The organism is Paraburkholderia sp. SOS3 (assembly GCF_001922345.1).
GTDB lineage: Bacteria > Pseudomonadota > Gammaproteobacteria > Burkholderiales > Burkholderiaceae > Paraburkholderia.
The window spans coordinates 4,030,289-4,044,828 of record NZ_CP018811.1 but is presented as its reverse complement, the minus strand read 5'-3'; the positions used below and the strand labels follow the sequence as shown (position 1 = coordinate 4,044,828).

The 14,540-nt window shown below is 62.8% G+C and carries 14 protein-coding genes and 1 pseudogene; 9 read left to right on the top strand and 6 right to left on the bottom strand.

The window, feature by feature from the left end; genetic code table 11:
• The first annotated feature begins 65 nt into the window (after positions 1-65).
• Together BTO02_RS17950 and BTO02_RS17945 are read left to right on the top strand one after the other, a co-directional pair.
• Positions 66-479, top strand: coding sequence for a ribonuclease (locus tag BTO02_RS17950; protein ID WP_075158167.1), 414 nt, complete (start codon positions 66-68; stop codon positions 477-479).
• A gap of 16 nt (positions 480-495) precedes the next feature.
• A complete protein-coding gene (locus BTO02_RS17945) occupies positions 496-1,062 on the top strand; it encodes a barstar family protein (protein WP_075158166.1) in 567 nt (188 codons plus the stop codon).
• A 242-nt stretch (positions 1,063-1,304) separates the two neighbouring features.
• On the opposite strand, the gene BTO02_RS17940 is transcribed toward BTO02_RS17945, so the two are convergent.
• The 3 genes from BTO02_RS17940 to speE form a co-directional block, all read right to left on the bottom strand.
• Positions 1,305-2,045 carry a 16S rRNA (uracil(1498)-N(3))-methyltransferase gene (locus BTO02_RS17940; RefSeq protein ID WP_075158165.1) on the bottom strand — a complete coding sequence of 247 codons (741 nt, stop codon included), beginning with the start codon at positions 2,043-2,045 and terminating at the stop codon, positions 1,305-1,307.
• Positions 2,046-2,064: 19 nt separating this feature from the next.
• Positions 2,065-2,478, bottom strand: coding sequence for a VOC family protein (locus BTO02_RS17935; protein ID WP_075158164.1), 414 nt, complete (start codon positions 2,476-2,478; stop codon positions 2,065-2,067).
• A 115-nt stretch (positions 2,479-2,593) separates the two neighbouring features.
• A complete protein-coding gene (gene speE / locus BTO02_RS17930) occupies positions 2,594-3,493 on the bottom strand; it encodes a polyamine aminopropyltransferase (RefSeq protein WP_075158163.1) in 900 nt (299 codons plus the stop codon).
• A gap of 324 nt (positions 3,494-3,817) precedes the next feature.
• Between speE and tkt the strand changes: the two genes are divergently transcribed.
• The 3 genes from tkt to BTO02_RS17915 all read left to right on the top strand — a co-directional run bounded on the left by tkt (position 3,818) and on the right by BTO02_RS17915 (position 7,490).
• Entirely contained in the window at positions 3,818-5,848 is a 2,031-nt protein-coding gene (tkt, locus tag BTO02_RS17925; RefSeq protein ID WP_075158162.1) for a transketolase, read from the top strand.
• 69 nt (positions 5,849-5,917) lie between these two features.
• Positions 5,918-6,928, top strand: coding sequence for a type I glyceraldehyde-3-phosphate dehydrogenase (gene gap / locus BTO02_RS17920; protein ID WP_075158161.1), 1,011 nt, complete (start codon positions 5,918-5,920; stop codon positions 6,926-6,928).
• A gap of 73 nt (positions 6,929-7,001) precedes the next feature.
• The gene (locus tag BTO02_RS17915) at positions 7,002-7,490 is read left to right on the top strand and encodes an ureidoglycolate lyase (protein ID WP_075158983.1); all 489 of its coding nucleotides are present in this window, start codon (positions 7,002-7,004) and stop codon (positions 7,488-7,490) included.
• Between the two features lie 132 nt (positions 7,491-7,622).
• Here BTO02_RS17915 and fur read toward each other — a convergent pair whose 3' ends face one another.
• A complete protein-coding gene (gene fur / locus BTO02_RS17910; protein WP_075158160.1) occupies positions 7,623-8,051 on the bottom strand; it encodes a ferric iron uptake transcriptional regulator in 429 nt (142 codons plus the stop codon).
• 234 nt (positions 8,052-8,285) lie between these two features.
• Here fur and bamE point away from each other — a divergent pair, with 234 nt between their 5' ends.
• The 4 genes from bamE (at position 8,286) to BTO02_RS17890 (ending at position 11,417) form a co-directional block, all read left to right on the top strand.
• On the top strand, positions 8,286-9,140 hold the full coding sequence (bamE, locus tag BTO02_RS17905; RefSeq protein ID WP_075158159.1) for an outer membrane protein assembly factor BamE: 855 nt from the start codon (positions 8,286-8,288) through the stop codon (positions 9,138-9,140).
• 177 nt (positions 9,141-9,317) lie between these two features.
• Positions 9,318-10,115 carry a 4-hydroxy-tetrahydrodipicolinate reductase gene (gene dapB, locus BTO02_RS17900; protein ID WP_075158158.1) on the top strand — a complete coding sequence of 266 codons (798 nt, stop codon included), beginning with the start codon at positions 9,318-9,320 and terminating at the stop codon, positions 10,113-10,115.
• Between the two features lie 67 nt (positions 10,116-10,182).
• Positions 10,183-10,902: a MotA/TolQ/ExbB proton channel family protein gene (locus BTO02_RS17895; protein WP_075158157.1), complete on the top strand. Its 720-nt coding sequence runs from the start codon at positions 10,183-10,185 to the stop codon at positions 10,900-10,902.
• Between the two features lie 50 nt (positions 10,903-10,952).
• A complete protein-coding gene (locus tag BTO02_RS17890) occupies positions 10,953-11,417 on the top strand; it encodes an ExbD/TolR family protein (RefSeq protein WP_075158156.1) in 465 nt (154 codons plus the stop codon).
• Between the two features lie 168 nt (positions 11,418-11,585).
• Here the strand turns inward: BTO02_RS17890 and BTO02_RS17885 are convergent, their stop codons facing one another.
• Both BTO02_RS17885 and BTO02_RS35645 read right to left on the bottom strand, forming a co-directional pair.
• The gene (locus tag BTO02_RS17885) at positions 11,586-13,682 is read right to left on the bottom strand and encodes a YadA family autotransporter adhesin (RefSeq protein ID WP_442953461.1); all 2,097 of its coding nucleotides are present in this window, start codon (positions 13,680-13,682) and stop codon (positions 11,586-11,588) included.
• Positions 13,683-14,006: 324 nt separating this feature from the next.
• Positions 14,007-14,141 (bottom strand): annotated as a pseudogene (locus BTO02_RS35645) (ESPR domain-containing protein); the annotation flags it as partial.
• Positions 14,142-14,540: the final 399 nt, after the last annotated feature.

Here is a 14,540-nt window from a genome sequence, read left to right as displayed (position 1 = left end):
TTAGCGATACCCTTACGTCTTTCATGGTCGTCAAACTCGTGATCTAACAGCGGGAACCCTGATTCATGGCACGCAGGTGGCTTCGCAACGGCGTGCTGGTCGCCGTCCTGTCGGTCGGCGGTCTGTGCAGCGGTTTTGCGCCTGGCGCCGTGTCCGTGGCCTTCGGCCGCGACCTCACCGTACCGGGCAGCGCTGACACCGTCGCGGTAGCGCAGTTGCCGCCGGAAGCAGTCAAAACGTTGAACTTGATTGCAGCGGGCGGGCCTTACCCGTATGAGAAGGATGGCGTCGTATTCGGCAATCGCGAGCGCTTGCTGCCGCCACGCCAGCGGGGCTATTACCACGAATACACCGTTCCCACGCCGCGCGCGCATAACCGCGGAGCGCGCCGCATCGTCTGCGGTGGCCCGTTGAGGCGAACCGACAACTGTTATTACAGCGACGATCACTACGCCAGTTTTAATCGCATCATTGAATGACATCGGGACATACGGCATGAGCGACAACATCTACGCGCACGACCGCAAAGTCGCGAGGGATCTTTTTGCAGCCGGAAGCGGCAATCTGTTCCAGCGCGTCATGCAGATGCGCGAGGCCGGAGACGGTCAGGGCGACACGGTCGGAACCGAAGCCGGTACGGCGCATTCATCGAACGAGGATTCCATGAGTCTTTTCGCGACCGTACGACCGAATATCGTACAGTCGATTCGCGCCTTTCGCGTCCAGGATCTGGCCGACGAAGCGCAGAAACTCGGCCAGCATTTTCTGTTTGCCTGCTGCGGCAATGCGCAAAGCAAGCAGGAGGTGATGGAGACCATCGCGACGTCATTCCTGTTTCCGAAGCATTTCGGCAAGAATTACGACGCGTTGTACGACTGCCTGACCGACCTTGTCGCGAAGGCGGGAGCGCAACCGGGCTTCGTGATCGTGCTCGAGGCGCTGCCTGTCGCGACCAAGTTCGATAAAGAGGCGCGTGAAACGCTGCTCGACGTGTTCCGCGAGGCCGCGGAGTTCTGGGCCGAGCGCAAGGTCGCGTTCAGGGTGTTCTACTCGTTCGCGTAAAACGGGCAGGTAACGGGCAGGCGGGCAGGTAGCGCGCCGTGCGTTTCGGTGTTTCGCCCGGCTTCGATGTAGATGGCTGCAACGAAGCTCGCTGCCACGGCCGATAAACCGGGCAAGGTGCGTTGAAGCACGCCGCGGTTATCTCGCGGTGGCTTCGCAGGACAGGAAAAAGGCTCGCTGATCGTCGATCGGCGAGCCTTTTTTCGCTTTGCGTGGCTGGAATTTGCCAATGGCGGTGGCGTTTACCACCCGCCCCATCGCGCCGCCAGCGCCGACAGTACCGCGATCCCGGCAGTCTCGGTTCGCAATACACGCGGCCCTAGTCCCACTGCCGTGAATCCGTGGCTCGTTGCCGCTGCTTCTTCCGCAGCCGAAAACCCGCCCTCGGGGCCGATCAGCACCAATGCGCGCCGCTTCGGCGGCTCGTGCGTCAACGCGGAAAACGGCACGCTCGCGCGCGGCGACAGCAGGAGCCGCAGTTCGCCGTCTTCCGGTTCTTTCGGCATCGAGCCGAGCCACGTCGCAAGCTCGCGCGTCGGAAGCACTTCCGGCAGGCGGTTGCGCCCGCATTGTTCGCACGACGCCTGCACGATGCGCTGCCAGTGCACCTGGCGCCGCTGCGCACGTTCGCCGGACAGCCGCACGACACTGCGCGTGGTCGTGAGCGGCGCGAATGCCGATGCGCCCAGTTCGACTGCCTTCTCGATCAGCCAGTCCATCTTGTCGCTGCCCGCGATGCCCTGCGCAAGCGTCAGGTGATACGGCGGCTCGGCTTCGGCATCGCGAAAATCGCCGATGCGCACCGTCGAGCCGCGCCGTTCCATCTCGACGACCTCCGCGCCATATTCGCCGCCCATTCCGTTGAACAGCGTGATCGTGTCGCCGGGCTGCAGGCGCAACACCTGAACGTGGCGATTGACATCATCAGGCAATGCGATGACGTCGCCGGACGTCAGCGCGATCCCGACGAAAAAGCGGGGCATAAGCGAAGTTCTCATTGATTTACGACAGATGGCGCGCAAGCGCCCAGCGGTAGCCGTCCGGATCCTCGATCTGCGCGAAGCGGTCGCCCCAGAACTGGTCTTGCGGCTCGCTCAGCGATTTCGCGCCAGCGGCCATCGCGCGGGCGAATACCGCATCGACGTCGTCGACGTACAGGTAGAAAGACTGCGGCGCGATGGCGTTCGCGCTTTTCGGCGTCCGCGCCTTCGAGCCGAACGCGCCTTCGGGCGCGAACATCACGATCAGCTGATCCTGATAGGTCATCTCGACATGCATCAGTGCGCCGTCATCGTGCACGCTGTCGCGCACGCGAAAGCCGAGTGCGGCTTCGTAGAAGGCGATTGCCATGCGTGCATCGCGGACCGTCAGATACGGGGTGAGCCACGGCACTCCGGCTGGGCGTGGGGAAGTCATCGAGCTCTCCTGAACCTTGTGGGCGTCCCGTCGCCGTCGTTTGTTGCCAGAAACTTCGCTGCCGGGCCGCAGACGGATCGCGGCGACGGATGAAGCCGGGCATTGTGCATGACTGTCATGGCGACGGCTTTAAGAATCGGCCTAGTTTATCGCGCACCGCCAGTGGGGCGGCGAACAGCGACGCATGCACTGCCGCATCGTAGAAGCGTAGCCCGCGCAGTCCGCGTTGCGCGAGGCGTGCGGCGAGCTCCCGTTCGGCGAGCAAAGCGGGGTCGAGCGTATCGCTTGCAATGGCCATCATCCACAACGAACCGTAGAGCGGCACATACGCGGCAAGCGGGCGAACGATCGCGAATGCGTGCTGAAGGTCCGTCAATAGCGCGTTGACGCGCGCGGCGTGAAAGTACGGCGAGCCCAGATGCAGCGAGAGCGCCGCTTGCGGCGCGAGGATGCGTTTCAGGTCCGCGAAAAAGGCCGGCGTATAGAGGCCCGCGGCGGGAGAATCCGGCGGCGTCAGATCGAAGACGACGAGATCGAACGGAAGCGCGTCCGGGGCGCCAGCGGCACGCCGCGCGAGGCACTGCGCGACGTATTTCGCGGCATCGCCGATCACGAGTTCGACGCGCGGATCGTCGAATGCGCCGCCGTGCACGTCGGGCAGGTGTTCGCGCGTGAGCCGCACGACTTCGTCATCGAGTTCCGCGACGACGATCCGCTCGATGCTCGCATGCGCGAGCAGCTGCCTTGCCGCGCCGCCATCGCCGCCGCCGAGCACGAGCGCCGCGCGCGGCGCTGGATGCGCGAGCGCGGCCGGGTGGGTCATGCATTCGTGATAGATGAATTCGTCGCCGGCAGACGTCATTGGCTGGCCGTCGAGCGTGAAGAGGCGGCCGAGTTGAGGCGTGTCCCACACCTCGATGCGCTGGTGCGGCGAATCGACACGCGCGAGTTGACGCGCATTCGGAAAACCGTAGACCGCATCGGGCGCGGGTTCGAACAATAGCGAAACGCTCACGGAGCAGCGGTGCGCAGGCTAGGCGCGTCAAGTTGGCGATCCGCCGATTATAAGGGCCGAAGAGCCGCGCCACGCCCCGGCGACAAGAGGGACAAAGCCGATCCTCTGTTAGAATATTCCGCTTTCAGCCGCATCCGATTGCCTGGCCGTACCGCGTCACTGGCGCCTCGTCCCGTCTCCTGCAGGCGCTTCCCGGATTGCCCGAAGTGGGCAATGAAGTTGCCCCATGCTGTCTCTGGAGCGTTGACCGAGGTCCGCGGCCGCCAGGCTTTCCGGACCCTCCGCCCGCGCCTCGCTTTTTGGACTCGTTCTCCGGATCTAGACATGACGACCTCCTCTCCCGCCCCGACCTCCCAGATGGCCAACGCGATTCGCGCGCTGGCGATGGATGCCGTTCAGAAGGCGAATTCAGGCCACCCCGGCATGCCGATGGGCATGGCCGAAATCGCCGTCGCGCTGTGGTCGCGCCATCTGCGTCATAACCCGACGAACCCGCACTGGGCGGATCGCGACCGCTTCGTGCTGTCGAACGGGCACGGTTCGATGCTGCTGTATTCGCTGCTGCATCTGACCGGTTACGACCTGCCGATGGAGGAGCTCAAGAATTTCCGTCAACTGCATTCGAAGACGCCGGGCCACCCCGAGTACGGCATGACGGCCGGCGTCGAGACCACCACGGGCCCGCTCGGCCAGGGTCTGGCGAATTCGGTGGGGATGGCGCTTGCGGAGGCTTTGCTGGCCGAAGAGTTCAACAAGCCGGATGCGAAGATCGTCGATCACCACACGTATGTGTTCCTCGGCGACGGATGTCTGATGGAGGGCATCTCGCACGAAGCCTGTTCGTTCGCGGGCACGCTGAAGCTGAACAAGCTGATCTGCTTCTACGACGACAACGGCATTTCGATCGACGGCGAAGTGGTCAACTGGTTCCACGACGACACGCCGAAGCGTTTCGAAGCCTACGGCTGGAATGTGATTCCGAACGTCAAGGGCGACGACGTCGAAGCGGTCGACGCGGCAATCAGGAAAGCAAAGCAGTCGGACAAGCCGACGCTGATCTGCTGCAAGACCGTGATCGGCGAAGGCGCGCCGCATAAGGCGGGCTCGCACGACGCGCACGGCGCGCCGCTCGGCGCCGACGAAATCGCGGCCACGCGCGCGAATATCGGCTGGACCGCGGAGCCGTTCGTGATTCCGCAGGAAGTCTATGCGGCGTGGGATGCGAAGGAATCGGGCGCAAGCGTCGAAGGCGAATGGAACAGGCGTTTCGCCGACTATCAGGCGAAGTATCCGAAGGAAGCCGCCGAGTTCGCGCGCCGCATGGCCGGCAAGCTGCCCGACGACTGGGCGCAAAAAGCGCAGGCGATCGTCGCCGGTGCAAACGAGCGCAAGGAAACCGTTGCGACGCGCAAGGCTTCGCAGCAAACCATCGAAGGTCTCGCGGCGGCGCTGCCGGAACTGCTCGGCGGCTCGGCCGACCTGACCGGCTCGAACCTCACGAACTGGAAGGCGTCGAAACCGGTGCGCGCGCGCAAGGAAGGCGCGAGCGGCATCCAGTGGGGCAATCATGTGAACTACGGCGTGCGCGAGTTCGGCATGAGCGCCGCGCTGAACGGCATCACCGTGCATGGCGGTTACAAGGCATTCGGCGGCACGTTCCTGACGTTCTCGGACTACAGCCGCAACGCGCTGCGCGTGGCCGCGCTGATGAAGGCGCCGAGCATTTTCGTGTTCACGCACGATTCGATCGGTCTCGGCGAAGACGGTCCGACCCACCAGTCGATCGAACATGTCGCGAGCCTGCGTCTGATTCCGCATATGACGGTGTGGCGTCCTGCCGATACCGTCGAAACGGCGGTGTCGTGGACGCAATCGATCGAACACAAGGGTCCGTCGTGCCTGATTTTCAGCCGGCAGAACCTGCAGTTCTCGGAGCGCACCGATGCGCAGATCGCGAACATCGCGAAGGGCGGCTACGTATTGCGCGACTGGAGCGACGACGTGCCCGCACGCAAGATCATCCTGATTGCGACGGGCTCGGAAGTGGAACTTGCGATGAAAGCGGTCGAGCCGCTCGCGCGCGAAGGCATCGCGGCGCGAGTCGTGTCGATGCCGTCGACGAACGTATTCGACCGGCAGGACGCTGCGTATCGCGAACGCGTGTTGCCGGCCGGCGTGCGGCGCGTCGCGATCGAAGCGGGCGTGACGGAATTCTGGCGCAAGTATGTGGGTCTCGAAGGCGGCGTGGTCGGTATCGACACGTTCGGCGAGTCGGCGCCCGCCGGTGCGCTTTTCAAGCATTTCGGTTTTACCGTCGAAAAAGTCGTGGAGACGGCGAAAGCCGCGCTCGGCTGATGCGCGCATCGGCGCCGCAGCCGTAACGTGCAGATACGTGCAGATTTTTTTAGTCACCAGGAGAGAGCAATGACGATTCGCGTCGCAATCAACGGCTATGGCCGGATTGGCCGGAACACGCTGCGTGCGTTCTACGAGAACGGCAAGAAGCACGACCTGCAGATCGTGGCGATCAACGACCTCGGCGATGCTAACACCAACGCGCATCTGACCCAGTACGACACCGCGCATGGCCGTTTCCCGGGCGAAGTCAAGGTGGATGGCGAGAACCTCGTCGTAAACGGCGACAAGATCCGCGTGCTCGCGAACCGCAACCCGGCCGAACTGCCGTGGGGCGAACTCGGCGTCGACGTCGTGATGGAGTGCACGGGCTTTTTCACGACGAAGGAAAAGGCGAGCGCGCACCTGAAGGGCGGCGCGAAGAAGGTGATCATCTCGGCGCCGGGCGGCAAGGACGTCGACGCGACGATCGTCTACGGCGTCAATCACAACGCGCTGAAGGCCGCGCACACGGTCATCTCGAACGCATCGTGCACGACGAACTGCCTCGCGCCGCTCGTCAAGCCGCTGAGCGACAAGATCGGCCTCGAAAGCGGCCTGATGACGACGATTCACGCATACACGAACGATCAGGTGCTGACCGACGTCTATCACGAAGATCTGCGCCGTGCGCGCTCGGCCACGCATAGCCAGATCCCGACCAAGACGGGCGCCGCATCGGCGATCGGTCTCGTGCTGCCGGAACTGGCGGGCAAGCTCGACGGTTACGCGATTCGCGTACCGACCATCAACGTTTCGATCGTCGATCTGTCGTTTATCGCGAAGCGCGATACGACGGTCGATGAAGTGAACGCGATCATGAAGGAAGCGTCGGAAGGTTCGCTGAAGGGCATTCTCGGCTACAACACGGCGCCGCTCGTATCGATCGACTTCAACCACAACCCGGCGTCGTCGACGTTCGATGCGACGCTGACGAAGGTGTCGGGCCGTCTCGTGAAGGTGTCGAGCTGGTACGACAACGAGTGGGGCTTCTCGAACCGCATGCTCGATACGGCGGTGGCGTTCGCTAACGCGAAGTAAGTCGCGCCACGGCGCTGTTTGCTTCGAAAGGCTGCTCTGCGGAGCAGCCTTTTTCGCATCTATGGAGCGGATCATGAACACACTGCGAATCGAGCGTTTGACGCGCGAAGCCTTTGCGCCGTTCGGCGACGTGATCGAACTCGACGGCGCGCGGCATTATCCGATCAATGGCGGCACGACCGAGCGTTATCACGACCTCGCGCGCGTCGACGTCGGCGCGGAGCATGGCCGGCCGCTGATCAACGTGTTTCGCGGACAGCCGCACGCATTGCCGATCGAGATATCGATGATGGAGCGGCATCCGCTGGGCAGCCAGGCATTCCTGCCGGTTGGCGACGTACGTTATGCGGTCGTGGTGGCGCCGGCGGGCGACCTGGACCCGTTGCGTTTGCGGGCGTTCATGACGCACGGTTGGCAAGGCGTCAATTATGCGAGAGGTGTCTGGCATCATCCGCTGCTCGCGCTCGATCGCGTCAGCGACTTTATCGTGATCGACCGCGGCGGCGATGGGCCGAATTGCGATGAACAGACATTGCCCGAACCGTGGCGCCTCGTGCTGTAGCGAGGCGAACCGCGATCGTCCCGACGAAAAAAGACCCGTTCGATTCAACTCGGAACGGGTCTTTTTGTTGTGATGTCTCTGGCGGCGCGCCGACTCGCTTTTCCGCGCGAGTGAGCGGCGACGACTCCCTCGTCAATGCTTGCGATGCGGGCAATTTTCTTTCGTGCACGCACCATAGAGCGCGAGCGCATGTTCCTGCAGCCGGAAACCGCGCTGCTTCGCGATGGCCTGCTGGCGGTTCTCGATTTCGGGGTCGAAGAATTCCTCGACGAGACCGCAATCGATGCAGACGAGATGGTCGTGGTGCGTCCCTTCGTTCAGCTCAAAAACCGCTTTGCCCGATTCGAAATTGCTGCGCGTGAGCAACCCGGCCTGCTCGAACTGTGTGAGAACGCGATAGACCGTCGCGAGGCCGATATCTAGTTCTTCGTGCAGCAGGTTGCGGTACACGTCTTCAGCCGTGAGGTGACGCACAGGGCTGTGCTGGAAGATCTCGAGAATCTTGAGGCGCGGTAGGGTCGCCTTGAGCCCGATATTCTTGAGATCGGTTGGATTGGTCATGGCAAGGGATCCCTAGAGTACAATGCAGGGTTCAATAGTAATTGGATTTGCCGTTCAGGTCATCTTCGACGGAAACTTGCAAACCTACGTGGCTCGTAGCCGCTCCGCTTCATGGCTTTGATGCATGGCGTTGATACATCGCTCTGATACATGGCTCTGATTTTCATGGCAGACAGAGCCCGCACGGTGAGGGAAATGATTCCAAAATCTGTATTGTTCTACCGGGGGAGCCGCATGCGGAGTACCTTGCTGGCCGCGGCGGCCGTAGCGCTGGTTGCCGGGTGTTCCACATACGATAGCGTGACGCAGAAAATCGCGCAGAGCATTACGCCGTACCGCATTACTGTCGTGCAAGGCAATTTCGTGTCGAAAGAAGCCGCCGCGCAAATGCAGGTCGGCATGTCGCGCGCGCAAGTGCGTCAGTTGCTCGGCACGCCGTTGCTCACAGATATGTTCCACGCGGACCGCTGGGACTACCTGTTCTATTTCAAGCGCGGCTCGACGTCGATCGTCCAGCAGCGCGATTTCATCGTGATTTTTGCGAACGACCGCGTGGCGAGCTGGTCGGGCGGCGAAGATCTGCCGTCGAATCTCGAGCTGCTCGCCGATATCGACGGCGATAAGTCGGGCAAGAAGAAGCGCGTGACAGCGGTTGCGGCAAGCGCAGCGAGCGCGCCGGCCGCGGCGGCTTCCGTTGCGGCCTCGGCCGCGGGCGTTGCGGCGGCTTCGCAGCCGCCTGCTACGCCATCGCCGGACACGGTGCTTTCACCCACCGCCGAAGCGGCGCAGGCAGGCAGCTTGCCGGCAGAAGACCCGAACGCGCAGGCGGCACAGGCAGCGAACCGGCTGACCAACGCGGTGCCGGCGCCGGCTCCCGGTACGACGCCATCGGTGCGCGCGGGTACGCCGCAGTCGAACGGTGGCGTGCCGCAAGGGGCGACGGCGCCGGGGCAGCCGCAGTTCCACTTCCAGCGTCCGCCGCCGCCGCAAATTCAGGGCGTGCCGCAGGACAACCCAGTCGGGCCGACCGGTCCGCAGAGCAGCAATCCGCAGACGCCGGCGCAGCCGCAATCGCAGCCGGCGTCGTGATTATCTGATTGTCGGGAACGGGCGGCGCCTTTTCTGGTCCGCCTTGCAGGGTCCGGCGTGTGTGGTCCGCTTTCCGCGGTCCATTTAGCGGTCCGTTCCCGTATTGCCGAACATGCAGCGGCGCGGCTGTCAGATCCCATGCCGCGTCACGTCGCGAGACACGTTACCGAGTCAGCCATGAACATTGCCATTGCCGGCGCATCGGGCCGTATGGGCCGCATGCTCATCGAAACCGTTCTCAACGAATCTGACATGACGCTTTCGGGCGCGCTCGATCGCACCGGTACGCCGCAATTGGGTCAGGACGCGGGCACATTCCTCGGCAAGCAGACGGGCGTCGTGTTGTCGGACGATATCGACGGCGTGCTCGCGAAGTCGGATTTTCTGATCGACTTCACGCGTCCCGAAGGGACGATCGCGCATGTCGACGCGGCGACGCGTCACAACGTGAAGCTCGTTATCGGCACGACCGGTTTCGATGAGCCGCAAAAAGCGCAACTGCGTGCGGCGGCCGAGAAGACCGGCATCGTGTTTTCGTCGAACATGAGCGTGGGCGTCAATGTCACGCTGAAGCTGCTCGAATTCGCCGCGCGCCATTTCGCGCAAGGCTACGACATCGAGATTATCGAGGCGCATCATCGTCATAAGGTCGACGCGCCGTCCGGCACCGCGTTGATGATGGGTGAAACGATCGCCGATGCGCTCGGCCGCACGCTCGACGATTGCGCGGTGTATGGTCGGCATGGCGTGACCGGTGAGCGCGATCCATCGACGATAGGTTTTTCGGCGATTCGCGGCGGCGATATTGTCGGCGACCATACCGTGCTGTTTGCGGGCACCGGTGAGCGCATCGAAATTACGCACAAATCGGCGAGCCGGTTGTCGTATGCGCAAGGGGCGCTGCGCGCGGTGCGCTTTCTCGCGGGGCGCGAGCGCGGTCTGTACGATATGCAGGACGTGCTCGGGCTGCGCTAATGCAGTGACGCGGCAACATCGTATCGCCATACCGCGGTAAGCGCGCGTTCTTGAATAGCGAGGTCAGATGGCAAGCCCCGGCATTCTCCACTACCTGCAAACCAGCGACGCGATCACGCATGGCGTCGCCTACGTGCTGGCGGCGATGTCGATTGCCAGCTGGTGTTTTCTGCTCGTCAAAGGCTGGATGCTCGGGCGCGCGAAGCGGCAAGCGCCGCGCGCGATCGCCATTTTCTGGCAGACGTCTACGTTATCCGAAGGGGTTGCCGCGCTGCGGCGCACGGACAGCGAGCGCATCTTTACGCCGCTTGCCGAAGCGGCGCTGCGCGCGTCGGAAATCGAAACGCCGGGCGCGATGCTGGCGCGCGTCGAGCGCAGCGAGCGTGTGCTGCGGGCGCTGCGCGAGGCGCTTAGCCGGTCGCAGCGGCGGCTCGAATTTGGGCAGGTGCTGCTGGCGTCGGTGGGCAGCACGGCACCGTTTGTCGGCTTGCTGGGCACCGTGTGGGGCATTTATCACGCGCTCGGCAGCATTGCGGAGAGCGGGCAGGCGATGATCGAGAATGTCGCCGGGCCGGTGGGCGAGGCGCTGATCATGACTGCGTTCGGGCTGGTTGTCGCGATTCCGGCGGTGCTTGCGTATAACGTGCTGGGGCGGCTCGTGCGGCAACTGTCGGAGGAACTCGACGGATTTGCTCATGATCTTCACACATATGTTTGTGCGCCAGCGGAACGGCCGCGTGATGCGGCGGAGCATGCGACGCGCCGCAGCACGGCGGCGCACCGGTAACTCAATTCCGGACATCGGCGCAATCCCGCAACCACGCGGAGAACCACGACATGGCATTCGGCGGACTCGACAAGCACAAGACAGCGGCGCCGATGGCGGACATCAACATGACGCCGCTGATCGACGTGATGCTGGTGCTGCTGGTGATCTTCATCATCACGGCGCCACTGTTCACCCATGCGATCAGACTGGATTTGCCGCGCGTGAGCGCGTCGGAGGCGCGGGAGACGCCGCAAACCGTGACGCTTTCCATTGATGCGGCGGGCAAGATCTATTGGGATGACAAGCCAGTTACGCTCGACCAGATGCGCGAGCGGTTTAACGAAGCAGGAAAGCAGAAGGACCAGCCGGAGATTCACTTGCGCGCGGCAAGGACCACGCAGTATGAGGTGATCGCGCAGGTGATGGGCGCGGCGCAGCAGGCGGGGTTGGAGCGGATCGGGTTTGTGACTGAGCCGCCGGCGGCCGCGAAAGATCGGCGCAGTGCGGATAATCCGGCGGCCGATCATCCGTAGCGCCCAGGCGCGGGTCGTTTTCGAGTACGTCGCTACGGCCGACTCAAATCTGGCGACAAGACCCGCAGCGGAACACCAACAAAAAAGCGCGGATGGCTGCTATCAGCCAACCGCGCTTAAACCTGCGCCACTTGATACTCGAGTACGGCCGAACGTCTCGGGCTCCGCTTAGAACTCGTAGCCAACCTGCACTCGTGCACCTGCGTCACCCGTCGACGTCACGGACAAGGCGCCGTTGGTCAGCCACTTGCCGTTACGCGAACGGTGCGTCACGCCTACCGCTGCCGCCGCTCCGCTCTTGTACACGCCGCTACCTGCTGCGACGACCGTCTTGCCCGGCTGTGACGGCGTCAGGTTCGGCATCGCCATCGCCGCCGCGATACCGGCATACGAGTTCTTCGCTACCTGGTTCACCGAGTTCTGGACCGAGTTGATGCGCGAATCGGTGTAGTCCTTCGCGGTCATGCCGGCCGGCATGGTGCCGATCGCGTTGTTCACCGTTTCGTTCATCTGCTCCACGTTCACCGCGTCGGTGGCTTCGGTGCCTGCCGCGACGTTGGCAATCTGGCGCTCGCTGCCGGCTGCGCCGACCGAGACGGTGTTTGCACGATCAGCCACTGAGTTCGCACCGAGGGCGACGGAGTTATCCGCTGATGCCTTGGCGTTCGCGCCCATTGCGGTGGCATGGTTACCGCTTGCGACCGCAGCTTCGGTTTCGCGGCTGCCGTTCGCCGTGAACAGCGGGTTCGACGAATTGCTGGCGATGTTCGTCACGTTGGCGATCGCAGCGTTCATCTGGCTCACGTTGACCGCGTCCATGCTGTCGGTGCCGGCCGCTACGTTGTGGATCGTCGTACCGCCTGCAACGTTGTCGCCCATCGTGATGCTGTTGTAGTTGATGGAGCCGTCCGCGTTGTGGTCGTACGTGGTGGCGGCGTTTGCGGAGCCGTCGGTGTTGATCAGGCCTGCCGCTTTGAGCTGGCCGAGATTGACGGCGTCGGTATCGGTTGTGCCGGCTGCGACATTCGTGATCTGGCGTTCCGCGCCGGCGGCGCCCACCGATACCGTGTTTGCACGATCTGCTACCGAGTGCGCGCCGAGAGCCACCGCGTTGTCCGCCTGTGCATGGGCGTTGCCGCCGATTGCAACTGCGTCCATGCCGATTGCCTGCGAGTCGGCGAGAACCGAGTTGGCGTGGAAGTACTTGATGCCCGCGCCGTTGTTCGTGATGTTGCTCAACGAGTCGTTGATGTTGCTGATCGCCGTCGAGTTGATCGTGGTGCGCTCGTCGATGTTGGTGATCGCGTCGCCGAAGTTGTGAACCGTCATGCCATCAACCGTATAGCTCGGCGCGGAGATCGTGCCGTCCGCGTTGACCGTCGAGCCGCCGCCGATTGCGTCAGCGATCGAGTTGCCGACGCTGTAGAGTTGCGAGCCGTTCACCGCGTCGGTGCTGGTGGCGCTGACTGCGCCGGCCTTCAGGTTCGTGATGGTCGTGCCGTTGGCGCCGTTGAGCGTGATCTTGTCGTGTGTTGACGAGTCGTACGCAACCGCGTCTGTCAGCGAACCGTTGATGTTGGCGATCTTCGAGTTCAACGTGGTGATGTCGCTGGTGTTTTGAGCGACGGCCTGGTTCGTGGCGAACAACTGCGAGCCGTTCACTGCGTCCGTGCTCGATGCGCCCAGCGCGCCGGCCTTCACGTTCGTGATGGTCGTGCCGGCCGTGCCGCCTGCCAGCGTGACCTTGCCCTTCGTGGCGTCGTCGTAGGCGACGAATGCATTCGAGACGTTGCCCGACGTGTCCACGTTCAGGCCCGCTGCCTTGAGCTGCGACAGGTTCACCGCATCGGTGTCGGCCTTGCCCGCCGCCACGCCTTTCAGCTGACGTGTACCCGCCGTGCCGGTGAAGTCCACCGTCGTGCCGGTGGTCGCCTTCGCCACCGTGATCGCCTTGCTCGTCGCGTCCTGCTGGACCAGACCCACCGCCCCGTTGTTGATGTTGTTCGTCAGGTTCGTGATCGACGTCGTGTTGCCGGTCGTCGCCGTGTCGATCGCAGCTAGCGCCGAGCCTGCGTCGCTCTTCGTCTGGCCTTGCACCGTGTACGTCGGCGCTTTGATCGTGCCGTCCGTGTTCACCGCCGCGCCGCCGCCCAGCGCCGCCGCAACGCTGTTCGCTTCGCCGTACAACTGCGAACCGTTGATCGCGTCCTTGCTCGTGGCGGAAATCTGCCCTGAATTCAACCCGGTAATGCCCTTGCCATTCATTCGCAATTGATCGTATGCGTCAATTCCGGTAGTCCGGATCACCAGCTTATCTGTATTGCCGGCGCCGATTCTCACGCTGGACGAGTCAGACAACGTAAGGTACGAACCCCATGCGCCGTTCGAGTCGTATGCAACGATTCCGGCCTGCGTCGAACCGGCGCCGGAATTGCAATCAGAAGTCGAGGTATCAATTGCGCCCGGTGCGGCACTCGAAAAGCACGACTGCTTGCCACCGGTCAGATCGAGAATGCCGACCGCATATGAGTTCGCCGGTGCCGCTGCGAAGGAATTGGTTATTACGGTACTACCTGCAGCAACAATCCCAAGAGCTACCGCTCCCACTGCCGCGGAAGTCTTGGCTGACCGGGCTTTCGATGCACGGCAGCCTTTAGTCAGTTCAGAGGCGACATTCCAAGTTGCGGTAACTGCGTTCCAGACGATACGGTAAGCGCGATTCATCACTCGATCCCAAAATAATCTAAAAAAAGACCCAAGCAGTGCGCTCCCTGCTGCGAAATAAAATGCTCGAATTCACAAGCTTTTCGTGGTTCTGTCCTGCGGGACAGTCAGCGCAACAAGGAAAATTCTAGAGATCGGTTATTGAGATAAGCATCAGAGGATTCTTAAATCGTCCTATTTCTGGGCGAAAAGCTGCGGTGCCGTTTAAGACTCGATACCGTTTAAAGTTAGGAATCTTTTGAGAAAGGAAATTGAATAACGGCTTAAAGCGGGTAAAAAACCAAACCAGGCTGTCGGGTCTTCGCGCGTCCAGGATGCGGTGACGCGGCATAGGGCGCAGGCGCCTCTTACCAGTCGCGCCCCGTGCAAACCGCCCGCAGGGCCCGGCGACTCCCCACC

Excerpts from the sequence above, each read along its gene's own strand:
- tkt (WP_075158162.1), top strand. The coding sequence starts at position 3,818 with ATGACGACCTCCTCTCCCGCCCCGACCTCCCAGATGGCCAACGCGATT.
- BTO02_RS17915 (WP_075158983.1), top strand. The coding sequence starts at position 7,002 with ATGAACACACTGCGAATCGAGCGTTTGACGCGCGAAGCCTTTGCGCCG.
- BTO02_RS17885 (WP_442953461.1), bottom strand. The coding sequence starts at position 13,682 with ATGAATGGCAAGGGCATTACCGGGTTGAATTCAGGGCAGATTTCCGCC.
- BTO02_RS17895 (WP_075158157.1), top strand. The coding sequence starts at position 10,183 with ATGGCAAGCCCCGGCATTCTCCACTACCTGCAAACCAGCGACGCGATC.
- dapB (WP_075158158.1), top strand. The coding sequence starts at position 9,318 with ATGAACATTGCCATTGCCGGCGCATCGGGCCGTATGGGCCGCATGCTC.
- BTO02_RS17950 (WP_075158167.1), top strand. The coding sequence starts at position 66 with ATGGCACGCAGGTGGCTTCGCAACGGCGTGCTGGTCGCCGTCCTGTCG.
- fur (WP_075158160.1), bottom strand. The coding sequence starts at position 8,051 with ATGACCAATCCAACCGATCTCAAGAATATCGGGCTCAAGGCGACCCTA.
- BTO02_RS17935 (WP_075158164.1), bottom strand. The coding sequence starts at position 2,478 with ATGACTTCCCCACGCCCAGCCGGAGTGCCGTGGCTCACCCCGTATCTG.
- BTO02_RS17945 (WP_075158166.1), top strand. The coding sequence starts at position 496 with ATGAGCGACAACATCTACGCGCACGACCGCAAAGTCGCGAGGGATCTT.
- BTO02_RS17890 (WP_075158156.1), top strand. The coding sequence starts at position 10,953 with ATGGCATTCGGCGGACTCGACAAGCACAAGACAGCGGCGCCGATGGCG.
- bamE (WP_075158159.1), top strand. The coding sequence starts at position 8,286 with ATGCGGAGTACCTTGCTGGCCGCGGCGGCCGTAGCGCTGGTTGCCGGG.
- BTO02_RS17940 (WP_075158165.1), bottom strand. The coding sequence starts at position 2,045 with ATGCCCCGCTTTTTCGTCGGGATCGCGCTGACGTCCGGCGACGTCATC.
- gap (WP_075158161.1), top strand. The coding sequence starts at position 5,918 with ATGACGATTCGCGTCGCAATCAACGGCTATGGCCGGATTGGCCGGAAC.